Source organism: Nitrospiraceae bacterium (assembly GCA_035623075.1).
Lineage (GTDB): Bacteria > Nitrospirota > Nitrospiria > Nitrospirales > Nitrospiraceae > DASPUC01.
In genome coordinates this window covers 102,859-116,520 of the sequence record DASPUC010000029.1, presented here as the reverse complement: position 1 = coordinate 116,520, position 13,662 = coordinate 102,859, and the positions used below count along the sequence as shown (strand labels likewise).

15 protein-coding genes are annotated in these 13,662 nt (G+C 56.7%); 10 read left to right on the top strand and 5 right to left on the bottom strand.

Translation table 11 applies throughout. The annotated features are described in order from the left end of the window. Window positions 1-246 precede the first annotated feature (246 nt). Both VEI50_10685 and VEI50_10680 read right to left on the bottom strand, forming a co-directional pair. Entirely contained in the window at window positions 247-1,161 is a 915-nt protein-coding gene (locus tag VEI50_10685; GenBank protein HXX75584.1) for a branched-chain amino acid transaminase, read from the bottom strand. Between the two features lie 109 nt (window positions 1,162-1,270). Next, the gene (locus tag VEI50_10680; protein ID HXX75583.1) at window positions 1,271-1,642 is read right to left on the bottom strand and encodes a PilZ domain-containing protein; all 372 of its coding nucleotides are present in this window, start codon (window positions 1,640-1,642) and stop codon (window positions 1,271-1,273) included. 217 nt (window positions 1,643-1,859) lie between these two features. Between VEI50_10680 and rplU the strand changes: the two genes are divergently transcribed. From rplU to VEI50_10635, 9 genes are all read left to right on the top strand, one after another. After that, complete coding sequence (gene rplU, locus VEI50_10675; protein ID HXX75582.1) at window positions 1,860-2,174, top strand: 50S ribosomal protein L21; 315 nt, start codon at window positions 1,860-1,862, stop codon at window positions 2,172-2,174. 12 nt (window positions 2,175-2,186) lie between these two features. Beyond that, window positions 2,187-2,450 (top strand): 50S ribosomal protein L27, encoded by a 264-nt coding sequence (rpmA, locus tag VEI50_10670; protein ID HXX75581.1) that lies wholly within the window; start codon window positions 2,187-2,189, stop codon window positions 2,448-2,450. A gap of 128 nt (window positions 2,451-2,578) precedes the next feature. Beyond that, on the top strand, window positions 2,579-3,604 hold the full coding sequence (obgE, locus tag VEI50_10665; GenBank protein HXX75580.1) for a GTPase ObgE: 1,026 nt from the start codon (window positions 2,579-2,581) through the stop codon (window positions 3,602-3,604). Further along, window positions 3,586-4,707 carry a glutamate 5-kinase gene (gene proB / locus VEI50_10660; GenBank protein ID HXX75579.1) on the top strand — a complete coding sequence of 374 codons (1,122 nt, stop codon included), beginning with the start codon at window positions 3,586-3,588 and terminating at the stop codon, window positions 4,705-4,707. The genes obgE and proB overlap by 19 nt, the downstream gene beginning before the upstream one ends. Before the next feature lie 9 nt (window positions 4,708-4,716). Continuing rightward, on the top strand, window positions 4,717-5,433 hold the full coding sequence (gene nadD / locus VEI50_10655; protein HXX75578.1) for a nicotinate-nucleotide adenylyltransferase: 717 nt from the start codon (window positions 4,717-4,719) through the stop codon (window positions 5,431-5,433). After that, complete coding sequence (rsfS, locus tag VEI50_10650; GenBank protein HXX75577.1) at window positions 5,420-5,866, top strand: ribosome silencing factor; 447 nt, start codon at window positions 5,420-5,422, stop codon at window positions 5,864-5,866. Before nadD ends, rsfS begins: the two co-directional genes overlap by 14 nt. 4 nt (window positions 5,867-5,870) lie before the next feature. Next, the gene (locus VEI50_10645) at window positions 5,871-7,271 is read left to right on the top strand and encodes a tetratricopeptide repeat protein (GenBank protein HXX75576.1); all 1,401 of its coding nucleotides are present in this window, start codon (window positions 5,871-5,873) and stop codon (window positions 7,269-7,271) included. Between the two features lie 70 nt (window positions 7,272-7,341). Continuing rightward, window positions 7,342-8,337, top strand: a complete 996-nt coding sequence (gene bioB / locus VEI50_10640) for a biotin synthase BioB (protein HXX75575.1) — start codon at window positions 7,342-7,344, stop codon at window positions 8,335-8,337. 80 nt (window positions 8,338-8,417) lie between these two features. Beyond that, window positions 8,418-8,921 (top strand): hypothetical protein, encoded by a 504-nt coding sequence (locus VEI50_10635; GenBank protein ID HXX75574.1) that lies wholly within the window; start codon window positions 8,418-8,420, stop codon window positions 8,919-8,921. A 7-nt stretch (window positions 8,922-8,928) separates the two neighbouring features. Here VEI50_10635 and VEI50_10630 read toward each other — a convergent pair whose 3' ends face one another. Beyond that, the gene (locus VEI50_10630; protein HXX75573.1) at window positions 8,929-11,547 is read right to left on the bottom strand and encodes an FtsX-like permease family protein; all 2,619 of its coding nucleotides are present in this window, start codon (window positions 11,545-11,547) and stop codon (window positions 8,929-8,931) included. Between the two features lie 171 nt (window positions 11,548-11,718). On the opposite strand from VEI50_10630, the gene VEI50_10625 reads away from it, so the two are divergent. Continuing rightward, window positions 11,719-11,991, top strand: coding sequence for a response regulator transcription factor (locus VEI50_10625; GenBank protein ID HXX75572.1), 273 nt, complete (start codon window positions 11,719-11,721; stop codon window positions 11,989-11,991). A gap of 2 nt (window positions 11,992-11,993) precedes the next feature. Here the strand turns inward: VEI50_10625 and VEI50_10620 are convergent, their stop codons facing one another. Together VEI50_10620 and VEI50_10615 are read right to left on the bottom strand one after the other, a co-directional pair. Beyond that, complete coding sequence (locus VEI50_10620; GenBank protein HXX75571.1) at window positions 11,994-12,920, bottom strand: dihydroorotate oxidase; 927 nt, start codon at window positions 12,918-12,920, stop codon at window positions 11,994-11,996. Beyond that, a complete protein-coding gene (locus tag VEI50_10615) occupies window positions 12,920-13,618 on the bottom strand; it encodes an ABC transporter ATP-binding protein (GenBank protein ID HXX75570.1) in 699 nt (232 codons plus the stop codon). Before VEI50_10615 ends, VEI50_10620 begins: the two co-directional genes overlap by 1 nt. Window positions 13,619-13,662: the final 44 nt, after the last annotated feature.

The window sequence follows — 13,662 nt, the reverse complement described above, 5'->3', positions numbered from 1 at the left end:
CTGGCCCTTGCTCAGGGCGACTTCGGCTTCACGCAATTTGGCGAGGATCTGTTCGACGGTGTGACGGAAACGTGGCATATGGCCCTCCTTTTGGCCCGACCCTAACATACAGGGTGGACCGGATTAAGGGGGCTAGGTCAGAAGCGCTTCGAGAGCGTACGACGAGAACCGAACGACAAGAAACAGCCCTCCACTCCAAACTCGTCGAAACTCGGCAGGTGTAACTGGCGGCTCTTCCATATTCTGCTAGACGCGAGTCAGCCAGGACTCATGGGTAGGATCTTCCCCGCGCACGATCGAAAAAAACCGCTTTTGAAGAGCTAGAGTGATGGGGCCCGGTTTTCCGGTTCCAATGAGACGGTTATCAATTTCACGGACCGGTGTGAGTTCGGCCGCCGTGCCCGTGACGAACACTTCATCGGCAATATACATCTCGTCGCGCGTGAACCGTTCCTCGAGGACCGCAATCTGCTGTTCCCGAGCCAGATCGATCACAGCATTTCTTGTGATGCCTTCCAAGATGGAAGTGAGGGGAGTCGTTTTAATCTGCCCCCTCCGTACGATGAAGATGTTCTCCCCTGTCCCTTCAGACACATAACCCTCGGGATCCAAGAGAATGGCTTCATCATACCCGTCTATTTTGGCTTCGCGTTTCGCCAGAATCGAATTCACGTAGTAGCCGGAAATTTTTCCCCGTGTCATCGACACATTGACATGGTGCCGAGTGAAAGAAGAGACCCGGGCACGCATTCCGTTCGCCAAGGCGTCGTCACCAAGATAGGTACCCCACTTCCAGGCGGCGATCGCCAGCTTGATGGGATTCTCAACGGGATAGACCCCCATCGCACCATAGCCGATGTATACCAGAGGACGAATGTAGCAGGCGTCCAAGTGGTTCACACGGACAGTCTCGACGATCGCATCCGCCACCTGCTTCCTGTCGTAGGGAATCTGCATCATGCCGATGTGCGCAGACTCGAACAGCCGATCGACATGTTCGCGGAGTTTGAAGATCGCTGACCCGGTTTTCCCCTTGTAGCACCGCAACCCTTCGAACGCAGCAAGGCCGTAATGAAGCGAATGGGTCAGCACGTGGACGTTGGCATCCGCCCAATTCACGAACCGACCATCCATCCATATTTTGGCACTTGGTTCGAGCATTAAGATCGTGACAAAAAAATGTGGGAGTACGTGAGCGGACTATAGCAGCGGGCCGGAAGAAGCGTCAAGCAAACCGGTAGACACAGCGCGACATTGAGTCCAGGCGTTATCAAACAGAATAAAAAGGAGCGTGAATCGACCGACCATTCGTGCGGATGACGTGAGCGATTTGCTTCGAGGCCATTGGAGCGATGCGTTCGAATTCGAGACCGAAGTCATACCCGTTTACCCACCGAACCGTAGCCCGCTCGATCTGAAGGGAACTTCCGTTCTCGGCAAAGATCAACCGAATCGCGATCTGCATGCCGGGCGTCACCGTATGGTCCCCTTGGACACGCATACCGGATTGAGACAAGTTCGTCATGATGCCCTTTCCGATGAATTCACCGCCAAGGTAATGAACGACACACCACGTAGGAATTCGACGGAAAGGTCTTAAGATAAATTGTGTTACTTTCTTCTGCTGATACGGTTTGGTCATTTCATTCATCAGACCATACCCCCGGCATCTTGACGTACCGAGTTGGACTATACCCAGATACACCGTGCTTCGACAGCCCACAAACAGGTTAGCCCTTTGGTAGGGGTTCAGAATTGCTTACGTGAGACTGACCAGCTGATCGGGGATGCGGCTGCTGCGTTGACATACTTCAAGTCCCTATGATATATAGGTTTTTTCGTGAGGAGGCGCAAAAAGCATGTACGCGATCATTGAGACAGGCGGAAAACAGTATCGAGTTGAGCCGGGAGCACAGGTGCAGGTAGAGAGCCTCCCCGGTGACGTCGGGGGAACGATCGAATTGAAGCACGTGCGGCTCATCCATGGCGACAAGGGTGTTGTTATAGGTCAACCGTTGGTCACTGGTGCAAAGGTTACCGCTGAGATTATTCGCCAGGGTCGGACCAGGTCGATCACGGTTTTTAAAAAGCACCGGCGGAAGAACTATCGCCGGACCCGTGGGCATCGGCAGGGATTTACACGACTGCGCGTTACCGGCATCGAAACAGCCTAGCGAGGACATGTCATGGCAACAAATAAAGGTGGCGGATCATCACGAAACGGGCGAGACAGCAATCCTCAATATCTCGGAGTCAAAGCCTATGGCGGTGAAACTGTCAAGGCTGGGGCAATCATCGTCCGTCAACGTGGGACGAAATTCTTTCCCGGCTTCAACGTGGGACTGGGCAAGGATCATACTCTCTTCGCCCTCATTCAAGGGGTCGTGAAGTTTGAAGGTGGTCGCGCACGCCAAAGAGTGAGCGTTTATCCTGCCCCTGCAAGTTCGTAAGCCACGTTCTCATCATTCTGTTAACAGAGTCTGTTTCCTAAACAGCGGGGAAACGCGCGCAGCTCTCGCGCGAAGTGGGGTATACTGTCTCGCTTCTAGATGGGATCATTTCGTAATGGACGGCCCTCATGTTTGTCGATGAAGTTCGGATCTTCGTCAAAGCGGGCCGTGGAGGCGACGGGGCCTGCAGCTTTCGTCGGGAGAAATACGTCCCGCGAGGGGGGCCTGACGGAGGCGATGGGGGCCATGGAGGAGATGTCGTGTTGATGGCTTCAGCCAGATTGACGACGCTCCTGGACCTGCGCTACCAACAGCAGTATGAAGCTCAGGATGGTGAACCGGGCGGCGGCTCGAACTGCTCCGGGAGGAGAGGGGAAAACATCGCCCTCGCAGTCCCGATCGGCACGGTGGTGTATGACGATAGCACAAACGAGGCGGTCGCGGATTTGGTCGCACCCGGTGATGCTTTCGTGGGAGCACACGGCGGACGAGGCGGCCGTGGGAACAGCCATTTTGCAACCTCGACGAATCGCGTCCCCACCCATTTTGAAACGGGAACGGATGGAGAAGAACGCTGGCTCCGACTCGAGCTGAAACTGCTTGCCGATGTGGGGCTCGTCGGTTTTCCCAACGCCGGCAAGTCCACTTTGATCGCTGCGATTTCTGCGGCGCGCCCGAAGATCGCCGACTATCCGTTCACGACGTTGACCCCGAACCTCGGCGTAGTCCGCTGGGGGAATGATCGCTCATTTGTCGTGGCGGATATTCCAGGCCTTATCGAGGGGGCTCATGAAGGCAAAGGTCTGGGATTTCAATTTCTCCGCCACATCGAACGCACTTCCTTTCTGCTTCACCTGATCGATGTCTCGGAATGGGCTCCCGATGATCCCGTCACGAGCTTCGAGGTCATGCGCAAGGAACTCCTTGCCTATGACGAAACACTGGCCGAGCGCCCGTTCGCCGTGGTGGGGACCAAGATCGACATCACGGGTGATGGCACACGTCTCCATCAATTGCAGACCTTCTGCAAACGCCATCGGTACAAGTATTTCCCCATCTCAGCCGCGACAAGAGATGGGCTGACGGAATTAGTGACATACGTTGGACAACAGGTCGAGAGCCTGAGAAATGCCCCATGCGAGACGAACTCCTGAGCCACGCCAAGCGGATCGTCATCAAACTCGGGAGCAGCCTCGTAGCCTCTCGAGAGTCAGGACTACGCCCTGACCAAATCGACCGACTTGCCGATGATATCGCGACCCTTCGGAGTGGAGGGCGAGAGATTCTCCTCGTCTCATCCGGTGCCATTGTCTCCGGCATCAAGAAGCTGGGCTTGAAGGAGTATCCGAAGAGTCTTCCCGTGAAACAGGCCGCAGCAGCTGTTGGACAAAGCCGGCTGATGTGGGCCTACGAAAAATCCTTCGAGCGATGCGGAGTCAAAGTGGCGCAGATTCTGCTCACTCATCATGATCTGACCGACCGGCGCCGTTTTCTGAATGCCCGGCACACGTTGACAGCGCTGATCGGCTTCGGCGTCATTCCTATCATCAATGAAAACGACACCGTGGCGGTGGACGAAATTCGGGTAGGTGATAACGATACGCTGGCGGCTGACGTCGCCCACTTAGTGGACGCCGATCTGCTCGTCATTTTGTCCGATGTGGAGGGATTCTTTACGGACGATCCTCGCAAAAATCCGGCGGCGACATTGATCTCGGTGGTCCCGGAGATTACCAGCGACATCGAGCAGCGAGCGGGAATGTCGAGCACGTTCGAAGGCACTGGCGGAATGGCCACAAAGATCCGAGCCGCAAAAAAAGTCGGTGAGTACGGTGTTGCCACTCTGATCCTCAACGGAGAGAAACCGGGGCTCCTGCCCATGGCCTTGTCCGGTGGAGCAGGCGGTACACTCTTTTCCGCAAAAGAACGTCGCCTGACCAGTCGCAAACATTGGATCGCGTTTACCTTGCGCGCCCGTGGACACCTCACTCTTGACGAAGGAGCGGTCGAAGCCCTAACCCGTCGGGGAAAGAGCCTTTTGGCATCCGGCATTCTCGGTGTTACTGGCTCCTTCGACGCCGGCGATCCAGTCAGTTGTACTGATCGCGATGGCAAGGAGTTTGCTAAAGGGTTGGTGAATTTCTCCTCCGATACGCTCGCGCAAATCAAAGGGCTGAAGACGGCTGAGATTCACTCGCGGATCGGTCCCCAAGAGTATGAGGAAGTGATCCACCGCGATAATCTTGTGATTCTCTAGTGCTGAGCGATGATTTCTGATGATTCTGAACCTCCCTCCGTCGCGCCCGGCACTGAACTCTTGGGTCTCACACGTGTTGGGCTACTGGGAGGCAGCTTCAACCCCGTCCACAACGGCCATTTGGCCATTGCGCGACAGACGCAGGACCTGCTCGGCTTCGACCAAATTCTCTTCATTCCCACCGGAGATCCTCCACATAAGCCTGTAGGGACATTGGCTTCGGCCAAGGACCGATATGAAATGGTCCGTCTGGCTATTGCCTCCGATCCCACCTTCGCTGTCTCAACCGTAGAAATCAATCGTCCCGGCAAGTCCTACACGCTCGACACCATTCGAGCATTGCGACAGCAATACGGCCCAGGGACGAGCCTGTTTTTCCTTATCGGTCTCGACGCGTTCTTGGACTTTCCGAGTTGGAGGGAACCAGCAACACTCCTGACCCTCTGTTCGTTCGTGGTGATTTCACGACCAGGCATCTCCTTCCAATCTTTGACACGCATAACCCTGCTTCCAGCGATTCCGAAAGAACCGCTCGGTGACTTGGATGAAGGGCGGAGGTCGAGGCTCGACGTCCCGCTCCCACATCAACAGCTCATCTGTGTCCATCTTCCTCCAACCCCTGTCTCTGCTTCGGATATCAGGAACAGAGTACGACAGAGCCAGCCGGTGACGAATCTGTTGCCGCCATCCGTAGAATCTTATATAATTCAGCATCATCTTTACTGAGGGGACACCGATCGCACGAACATCGAAGGCCACTGCCCTCGCCGTCGCAAGGGCAATGCTCGACAAAAAGGCCACGGATGTCGTTGTCCTCCATGTTGCGAAACTGACCTCTGTCACCGACTACTTGGTCCTGGGTTCAGCGGAATCTGACCGGCAGACTCGTGCCATTGCCGATCATGTGGATGGTATCTTGTCCTCATCCGGTTCCGCTCCGTTGAGCATTGAAGGGACCGCCTCTTCACCGTGGGTTCTGATCGATTTCGGCGATGTCGTCGCTCACATTTTTCGTCACGATATTCGCCAGCATTACTCGTTGGAACGGCTGTGGGCCGACGCCAAGCGTGTTCGTGTGCCGGACGAATCGGTCTCACGGCCGATGACGACACCATGGGTTCGACAAGTACGGAAAACGCGCGCGACGAAGCAGGTCTGATGACATGCTGCGACTTCTCGTCACTATTTTCCTGATCAGCACAGGCATCTTTGTCTACAGCTATTTCCGAGAACTTAATCCCGGAACCCTTACGATTCGGACAGGGCCGTCAATTCAATTCGAACTCAGCCCTGTGACCTTGGTCGTCTTTTCCATGGCCGTCGGAGCCGTCCTTGTGGCGTTCGCCGTCGGCATGCGTCAAACCGTGCATGTGATCGGGAATTGGCGTAACACAAGAATACTTCGGCGCAGAGAAAAACTTGACGCCCTCCATCGCGAGGGAACTCACGCCTTTATGTCAAAACGTACAGCCGATGCCATCGGGTTGTTCGAGAAAGCGCTGGCCATGGACCCGAATCGGACCGACTCGCTGCTTTGGCTCGGCAATATTTATCGTTCAGAGAACAACTTCGCCGAGGCGATCCGCTTGCACCAGCACGCCAATCGAATCGACGACCGGAATATCGAGGTCCTGCTGGAATTGGCGAAGGATTTGGAAGGCGCCAAACGTTATGAGGATGCGCTCCAAGCCTATTACCGAATCCTCAAGATCGAGCCGGACAACCTGACGGCTCTGATTCGAAAGCGCGATCTTCTCATCAGATTGGAGAAATGGAGCGACGCGCTTGAGATCCAGCACCGACTGGTGAAGGCGCCTCTACCCGAATCGGAGCGACGAACCGAAACTCATCTCCTGACCGGGTGCATGTACGAAGTCGGACGCCAGTTGCTCGAACGAGGACATCCGGACAAGGCCCGGCGCTATTTCCGCGGCGCCATCAAAAAGGATCGCACCTTTCTTCCGGCGTACATCGGGCTCGGCGAGATCCTAATCCGCGAAGGTAAAACGAAGGACGCAGTCGAAATTCTCAAGAAGGTCTATGCCAAAACCCGCAGCATCATCATCCTGCATCGGCTCGAAGAGTTTTTTCTCGAGCAGGGTGAGCCCAGTGAAATAATCCGGATCTACCAAGAGGCCCTTCAGCAGGATCCTCATAACACCGCCTTGCAATTCTACCTGGGCAAACTCTACTACCGGCTCGAAATGATCGACGAAGCGTTCGATCTACTCTCAACGATTGAGGGTCCGCAGGATCAGATGATGGACTACCATAAAATCATGGCCAACCTGTTCTTGCGAAAGCAGCACATGGAACAGGCCGTCATCGAACTGAAAAAAGCCCTCCATTTCAAGAAGCGCGTCGTCGTCCCCTACGTGTGCACCGCGTGCCAGCAGGAATCGGTCGAATGGGCCGGCCGGTGCCGGCGCTGCGGGAACTGGAATACCTTCGTCTCGCTGCCCGGACCTGAGAGCGCCCAAGCGACCGGGGGGCCAGACGACCGTCCAACACCGGTGCGCACAGTCCCCTACCAAGGCATTGCTTCTCCCTTCGAAACCGTGTAGGTTCCCCACGTCCCGTCCGTTATCCAAGAATCGCAGTTCCGTCATTCCATAGCGTGCGAAGGAGCCGTTGATGGTCGACTATCAACAGTTAGCAAACAAAGCCCTCCTCGACGAACGGCTCAGTCGTTCGGAATGTCAGGCCGTTTTGGATACGCCGGACGACGAATTGCTCACGCTTCTCCAGGCCGCTTTCACCGTCCGTTCCCGCTACTTTGGGAAGACCGTTCGTCTTCAAATGTTGATGAACGCGAAGAGCGGGGCTTGCCAGGAAGACTGCCACTACTGTTCGCAGTCGGCTGTCTCCACCGCACCCATCGAACGCTACAATCTATTGCCCCAGGAACAGATGATCGCAGGAGCGCGACAGGCTGCCGCCTCGAAGGCCCAGCGGTATTGCATTGTCATCAGCGGCAGGAGTCCTTTAGACCGCGAGATCGATGAAATCGCCGGAGCCGTGCGATCCATCAAGCAAGACCTTCCCATTCAGATTTGTTGTTCTCTCGGTCTCATGAATGAAGCTCAGGCCAGGCGGCTGAAGGCCGCCGGTGTGGATCGCGTGAACCACAACCTGAACACCAGCGAAGCCTATCACGCTTCAATTTGCACGACACATACGTTTCAGGATCGGCTCAGCACGATCCGAAACGCCCGAGCCGCTGGTCTCGAAATCTGCTCTGGCGGCATCGTCGGGATGGGCGAGAAAGATGAGGATCTCATTGACCTGGCAATGGCCCTGCGGGACGTGAGGCCCGATTCGATTCCGGTGAATACCCTTCATCCTGTCGCGGGGACACCCTTGGAACATTGCCGTCATCTTACTCCGCAACGATGCCTTAAAGTTCTATGCTTGTTCCGGTTCCTCCACCCACGAACTGAAATCCGCATCGCCGGCGGACGGGAGCATAATCTCCGCAGCCTTCAGCCGCTGGCGCTCTACCCGGCTGACTCCGTTTTTGTGAATGGCTACCTGACGACGCCCGGCCAGCCGGCTCCAGAAGTCTGGAGCATGATTGAGGACTTGGGTTTTGCAATCGAGGTCGATTACCGGCATCCGGTGGCGGGCTGAAACATCCCCGGGATTTTCTTCTGTCTGATGCGAAGTGCTTCGTACCTTCGAAGGGTATTCACCTCCTAGGAGAAGTTCCGTTGCGACGCACCATCCAGCGAATGTTCACATGCCTGGCTCTCGTCGGATTCTCGCTGCTACACCTGAACCTTGGCCATCCTCGCGCCGCTGGAAAGGACCCGTTGAGACACGATGAACTCCTTGCTCAATGCGTCGATCGACTTGAAAAGTGGTTTGCGCTTATCACGATCAAATCGCAGGAACTTGACCTGGATCACGCCAGAATCGCTCTCGTAGGGCCTACCGTTCATATTCCTCTCAAGACTGCCCATGATCATGTGAAGGCCATACGGTGGCGCTCAGAGGATGTCTCACAAGCAATCAGCGCGATCCGGTTTCTTCGGGAAGGGAAGATCGGCGCTGTTGGTGTGCTGCCTTTCGCTCACGATCCCGCTAACTTGTATGAGATGCGCACAAATCTTTTAGATGAACTCAAGGGATGCGATCAAAAGGAGCAGATCCAGGCGGTTCTCGGGCAATGCACGGAATGCAACGTGCGGGAATGGTTGGACATCAAGCCGTAAGGTTTTGTTATTCCTCTCGTAGCCCCTCCACGACTGGTTGATGAGCAGCCCAGTGGGCTGGCCAGTACCCTGCTATGAGTGCCGCTCCAAGCGCTAAGAGGACGGCCTGTGCCAGAACGTCGATCGGGACTGTCATCTGAATCGTCCAGCCAAAGGATTGTCTATTGATGACCTTGATGAGCACGACCGCCAGCAGCACTCCCCCTATTACCCCGAGCACCGCTCCAAGCAGGCCGAGATATGCCGCTTCCCACAGCACCAATTGTTTGACCTGAGCGGGACTTGCGCCGATCGCTTGCAATGTGGCTAACTCCCGCCGCCGTTCCAACACCGCGGTGACCAGCGTATTCACGATCCCCAACACGGCAATCAAGACCGCGATGGCTTCGAGCACATACGTCAGCACGAAGGTTCGGTCGAAGATGTCGAGAATCTCGCGACGCAACTCGGCGTTGCTGATAACAAGCGGCGAGAAGCTCTCTCGTTCGTCCACCGCCAGTCGTTGTGTAAGCGACCGGCGAATCGCATCCCCATCGGCCCCTGTGCGCAAATAGATCGGGAAGACGGTCACGCGGTCGTCATGCCAGAGGGTCTGATACAGAGCCCGATCCATGACCATCTTTCCACCATCAGTCGCGTAATCATAGAACCTTGCCACGATCGGCACGTTCTTGACGCCAGAAGGCGTCGTGACGGCAACGGACAATCCCTCCCGGACACCGAGTCGGTTGGCGAGCACCTCCGACACCAAGACCCCGCCAGTCTCGGCGGCACGTCGTAGCACAGTAGCTGAATCGCCCTCGATCACGAGATAGCGACTGCGCTCGGCATGAAGCCGAAGGTCTCTCGAGATGAGTGCAACCGACTGGCCCTGCACATCCACGTGCACATCGCGATAGGTATCGACTGCCGCTACCCCGTCGATCGATGCCAGCTTGGCAGCCCAGGCTCCCGGTAGTGCCCGGGATGCCTGACCCGCATGTCGACCGTGCAACCAAGCCGGCGGAGCCACGACCATATCCGCGATCACGGTTTCACTGACCCAGATTTGCACTGTCTGGCGAAAGCTCCGTACCATCACCACAACACCAATCATGATCGCCAACCCGACCATCAAGGCCGAGACTGTTACACCATTGCGGCCGGGGTGACGCGCCGCATGGTCGATGGCGATCAGCCTCAGGCTGCCCCCAAGCCCAAGTAAGACTGCTTGGTTACGTCGACGACGAAATCCAAGCGCTTGAATACAGACCGGTGCAGCGCAGGCGAGCCCCGCCAACAGACACAACGTCGCGAGATATCCAAATACCGGAAGTCCGCCAACAGGATTCAGCAACGACAAGACCCCCGCGAAACAAGCGAGGATGACGGCGGTCCATGCGAATCGTGAGAGCCGCAATTGCTGCGTCACTTCGTAATCCCCCGGAGCCAAGGCTCGAACCGTAATGGTCCGGCTCGCATCCAGGCTCGGTCCCCACGCCCCGATCATCGAAACGATCATACCCAGGAGAATCCCCTGGGTGAGCGACCACCATTGGTGGTGATCGAAGACCAGCGCTGAAGTGCTCGGTGAGACCGGCGCATAGAGATCCGAGATCGTCCGGCTGACCAGAGAAATCAGACTCCGGCTCAGCAGGACCCCACAGATTCCTCCGGTGACTCCGCCAACCATCCCTAGAAATCCGGCCTCGGCGAGAAATAGTGAAGCGACTCGTCGTTCCGTCATGCCGAGCGCGCGGTAGATCCCGATCTCACGCCGTCGTCGAGCCACCATAAAGGCCGTCGTGTTGTAAATGAGGAAGGTGCCCACGAGCAGCCCCACCCAACTCAACACGCGCACGTTGAGCTGGAACGACCGTACCATCTGTTCGACCTGCTTCGTTCGTTGGGTCGGTCGTTGGACGATCAGGTGTGGGGACAACACGGCTCGCAAGGCAGCTTGAACGTCTTCGACGGGGCGGTCCTGTGTTGTAATCACATCGATTCGGTCCAACTGCCCGATCGATCCGAACAGTACCTGCGCAGCAGCGATATCCATAAGCATTGCCCGATCCCAGACGGAAGAGCGAGTTGTTTCGCCGTGAAGCAGCCCCCCCACTTGCAACCGCACGAGCCGGCCGCCAGCCATCACTTCGAACGGGCTTCCGACGGTAAGGTGCCAGTCTTCAGCCAGTTTTGGTCCGAGATAGGCCGTATTGGAAGCCAGCAGTTGCTCTAACGCCTCTTGATTTCCCGCTGTGTGAAGCCGAAAGCCGCGCGTACCGACCTCTGCAATCAAGTCCAACCCAAACAGCTGCGCCGCTTCACCCCGACGCGCCCCCTGCACCATCACGACACTGTCCTCGATCACCGGGACGGCAGTCACCACTCCTGGAACTGCCCGCACCGTTGTGATCACTGTTTCATCGACTCCGAGATCTCCCCCAAGCACTTCCAACGTCGCCGGCCCAGCGACCGCGGTGACCGCCTCTTCGAACGAACGAAGGACGTCGACGTTCGCCGTCGTGATGGCCACTGACGCCATAACTCCCAACGACACTCCCACGAGGCTGAGCACGACCCGAAAGGGGCGCTGCGCGAAATGGGTACGGAACAGTATCCAAAAAAGACTGGTTGAAAGGATCATAAGATACCGGAAATCAGCATCGATGGCGGGAAGCGAGCAAACATCCGCACGACACGGAGCAAACTAATTTCGCCTTAATACGTGGCCCTGCACAAATTAGTAGTTTCGTTTACAGAGTTACCCACCTTTGCTAGACTGCCTTCCAGCCATTGAATTCGGAGGAACAGCCCTGTGGGAGCCAGTGCCGCCGCCCAACACAAACACCAGCCCATGCCAGAAGACGCTGCGATCGAACAGCTGACACCCCGTCAACGGGACATTCTCCGCCTTGTTGCACTCGGCCATACCAACCGCGAGATCGCAACTTTGCTGGAGATCAGCGTTCGAACGGTCGAAGTTCACCGCTTCAACCTGATGCGACGGTTGGAAGTCCGCAACGTGGCGCAATTGCTCAGACGAGCCCTGCAGATGGGCTTGCTTTCGAAGAACTTCGGGGCCAAATAGTTTTAAAGCTCCCTCAACTTCCCGCGACAGTCCGCTGGTGCCCGATATCCCCTTTTGGTGAGTTGAGCAGTCAACTCCATTTCAAGGCGGCCAAACACCTCGATCCCTTCCTCTACCAGCACTGTTCCAATCTGAACGGCAGACGCCCCGCACAAGAAATGTTCGAACGCATCCACTCCATCCATAACGCCGCCAGTACCGATGATCGGCATGCGTCCCTCGAAAATCCTCCAAAAGGCCCGGACATTTGCGAGCGCGACCGGTTTAATCATGGCCCCGCCGAGTCCACCGAACCCGCCTTTGGGTTTGATCACTGCCGCTTCGCGCTCCGGATCGACGACGAGACCGTTCCCGACGGAGTTGATCAGATTCAGGAAATCAACGCTACACCGACCGATCACATCTCCCATTATCTTGTGATGTGCGGGATCAAAGTAGGGCGGGAGCTTGACGCCCATCGGGACGGTAATGATTTTCCGCAGACGCTTGAGGAGCCGTTCGGAAGCCTCGGCATCGTAACCGATCTGCGGTTTGCCAGGAATGTTCGGGCAGGAAAGGTTTACCTCGATCAGATCAGGCCCGCTCGCATTGATCACCTGGGCAATCGTCGGGAAGTCTTCTTCGCAGAGTCCTGCCACGCTGGCTATCACGGGTTTCCCACACCGCTTGAGTTCAGGAATTAATGCGGCATAGGCTTTGTACCCAAGATTGGGGAGCCCCATGGAATTGATCGATCCACCGGGAAACCCGTAATAGCGCGGAGAAGGATTCCCCTCCCTGGCCTCGGCGGTCATCGATTTCGTCACGATCGCACCGGCACGTGATCGACCCAAGGCCAAAAGTTCGTCTCGCGTCACGCACAAGGCACCCGACGCATTCATGAAGCAGCTGGGGAATTTCACACCGGCGATCGTTGTCGACAGATCCATCAGGCTTCCACCGGCACAGGTCGTTGGGATGTTTTGGTGATAAGGCGCCCGTCCCGCATCGTCCAGGTGTAATCGGCGGCCTCCGCGGCGGCGGCACTGTGGGTGACAAGTAGCACGGTCAGTCGAAAGTGCGTCACTAAGGTGCGTAGCAACGTGACAATTTCCCCTCCATGCTGAGAATCCAAATTCCCGGTCGGCTCGTCCGCGAGAATCACGCGGGGGCGATGGACCATAGCTCTGGCGACCGCCACCCGCTGCTGCTCGCCACCCGAGAGTTCACCGGGACGATGGTTCTGGCGATGAGTCATGCCGACCAGTTCCAGTACCTCATCAACCCGTGTCCGCACTGCCGCGCCACGTTCTCCGCGCAAGAGGAGGGGGAACGCCACATTTTCTGCCGCGGTCAGCCCGGGGACGAGGTGGAACGCCTGAAAAACGAGGCCCAGCCACTCACGCCGCACGTGAGTCCATTCGTTGCTCGAAAACCGGTCGGTTGGCCTGCCATTGAGGATGATCGCTCCGGAGGTCGGATGATCCAACCCTGCGACCAGATTCAGCAATGTGCTTTTCCCACACCCGCTGGGACCGATGAAAGCACAGAAGTCACCCGCGGAGACTTCAACCGTCACACGATCCAATGCCGTGACCGTCACCCCGCCACGGTCGAAGGTTTTTGACACCTGATCAAGCTTGACCATATCGAACTGTCCTCGTATATCACAACCATTTACGGAGCCACAAC

Bases quoted from the DNA above. Each gene is read 5' to 3' on its own strand.
- VEI50_10685 (HXX75584.1), bottom strand. From the start codon at position 1,161: ATGCTCGAACCAAGTGCCAAAATATGGATGGATGGTCGGTTCGTGAAT.
- VEI50_10680 (HXX75583.1), bottom strand. From the start codon at position 1,642: ATGACCAAACCGTATCAGCAGAAGAAAGTAACACAATTTATCTTAAGA.
- rplU (HXX75582.1), top strand. From the start codon at position 1,860: ATGTACGCGATCATTGAGACAGGCGGAAAACAGTATCGAGTTGAGCCG.
- rpmA (HXX75581.1), top strand. From the start codon at position 2,187: ATGGCAACAAATAAAGGTGGCGGATCATCACGAAACGGGCGAGACAGC.
- obgE (HXX75580.1), top strand. From the start codon at position 2,579: ATGTTTGTCGATGAAGTTCGGATCTTCGTCAAAGCGGGCCGTGGAGGC.
- proB (HXX75579.1), top strand. From the start codon at position 3,586: ATGCGAGACGAACTCCTGAGCCACGCCAAGCGGATCGTCATCAAACTC.
- nadD (HXX75578.1), top strand. From the start codon at position 4,717: ATGATTTCTGATGATTCTGAACCTCCCTCCGTCGCGCCCGGCACTGAA.
- VEI50_10645 (HXX75576.1), top strand. From the start codon at position 5,871: ATGCTGCGACTTCTCGTCACTATTTTCCTGATCAGCACAGGCATCTTT.
- bioB (HXX75575.1), top strand. From the start codon at position 7,342: ATGGTCGACTATCAACAGTTAGCAAACAAAGCCCTCCTCGACGAACGG.
- VEI50_10630 (HXX75573.1), bottom strand. From the start codon at position 11,547: ATGATCCTTTCAACCAGTCTTTTTTGGATACTGTTCCGTACCCATTTC.
- VEI50_10620 (HXX75571.1), bottom strand. From the start codon at position 12,920: ATGGATCTGTCGACAACGATCGCCGGTGTGAAATTCCCCAGCTGCTTC.
- VEI50_10615 (HXX75570.1), bottom strand. From the start codon at position 13,618: ATGGTCAAGCTTGATCAGGTGTCAAAAACCTTCGACCGTGGCGGGGTG.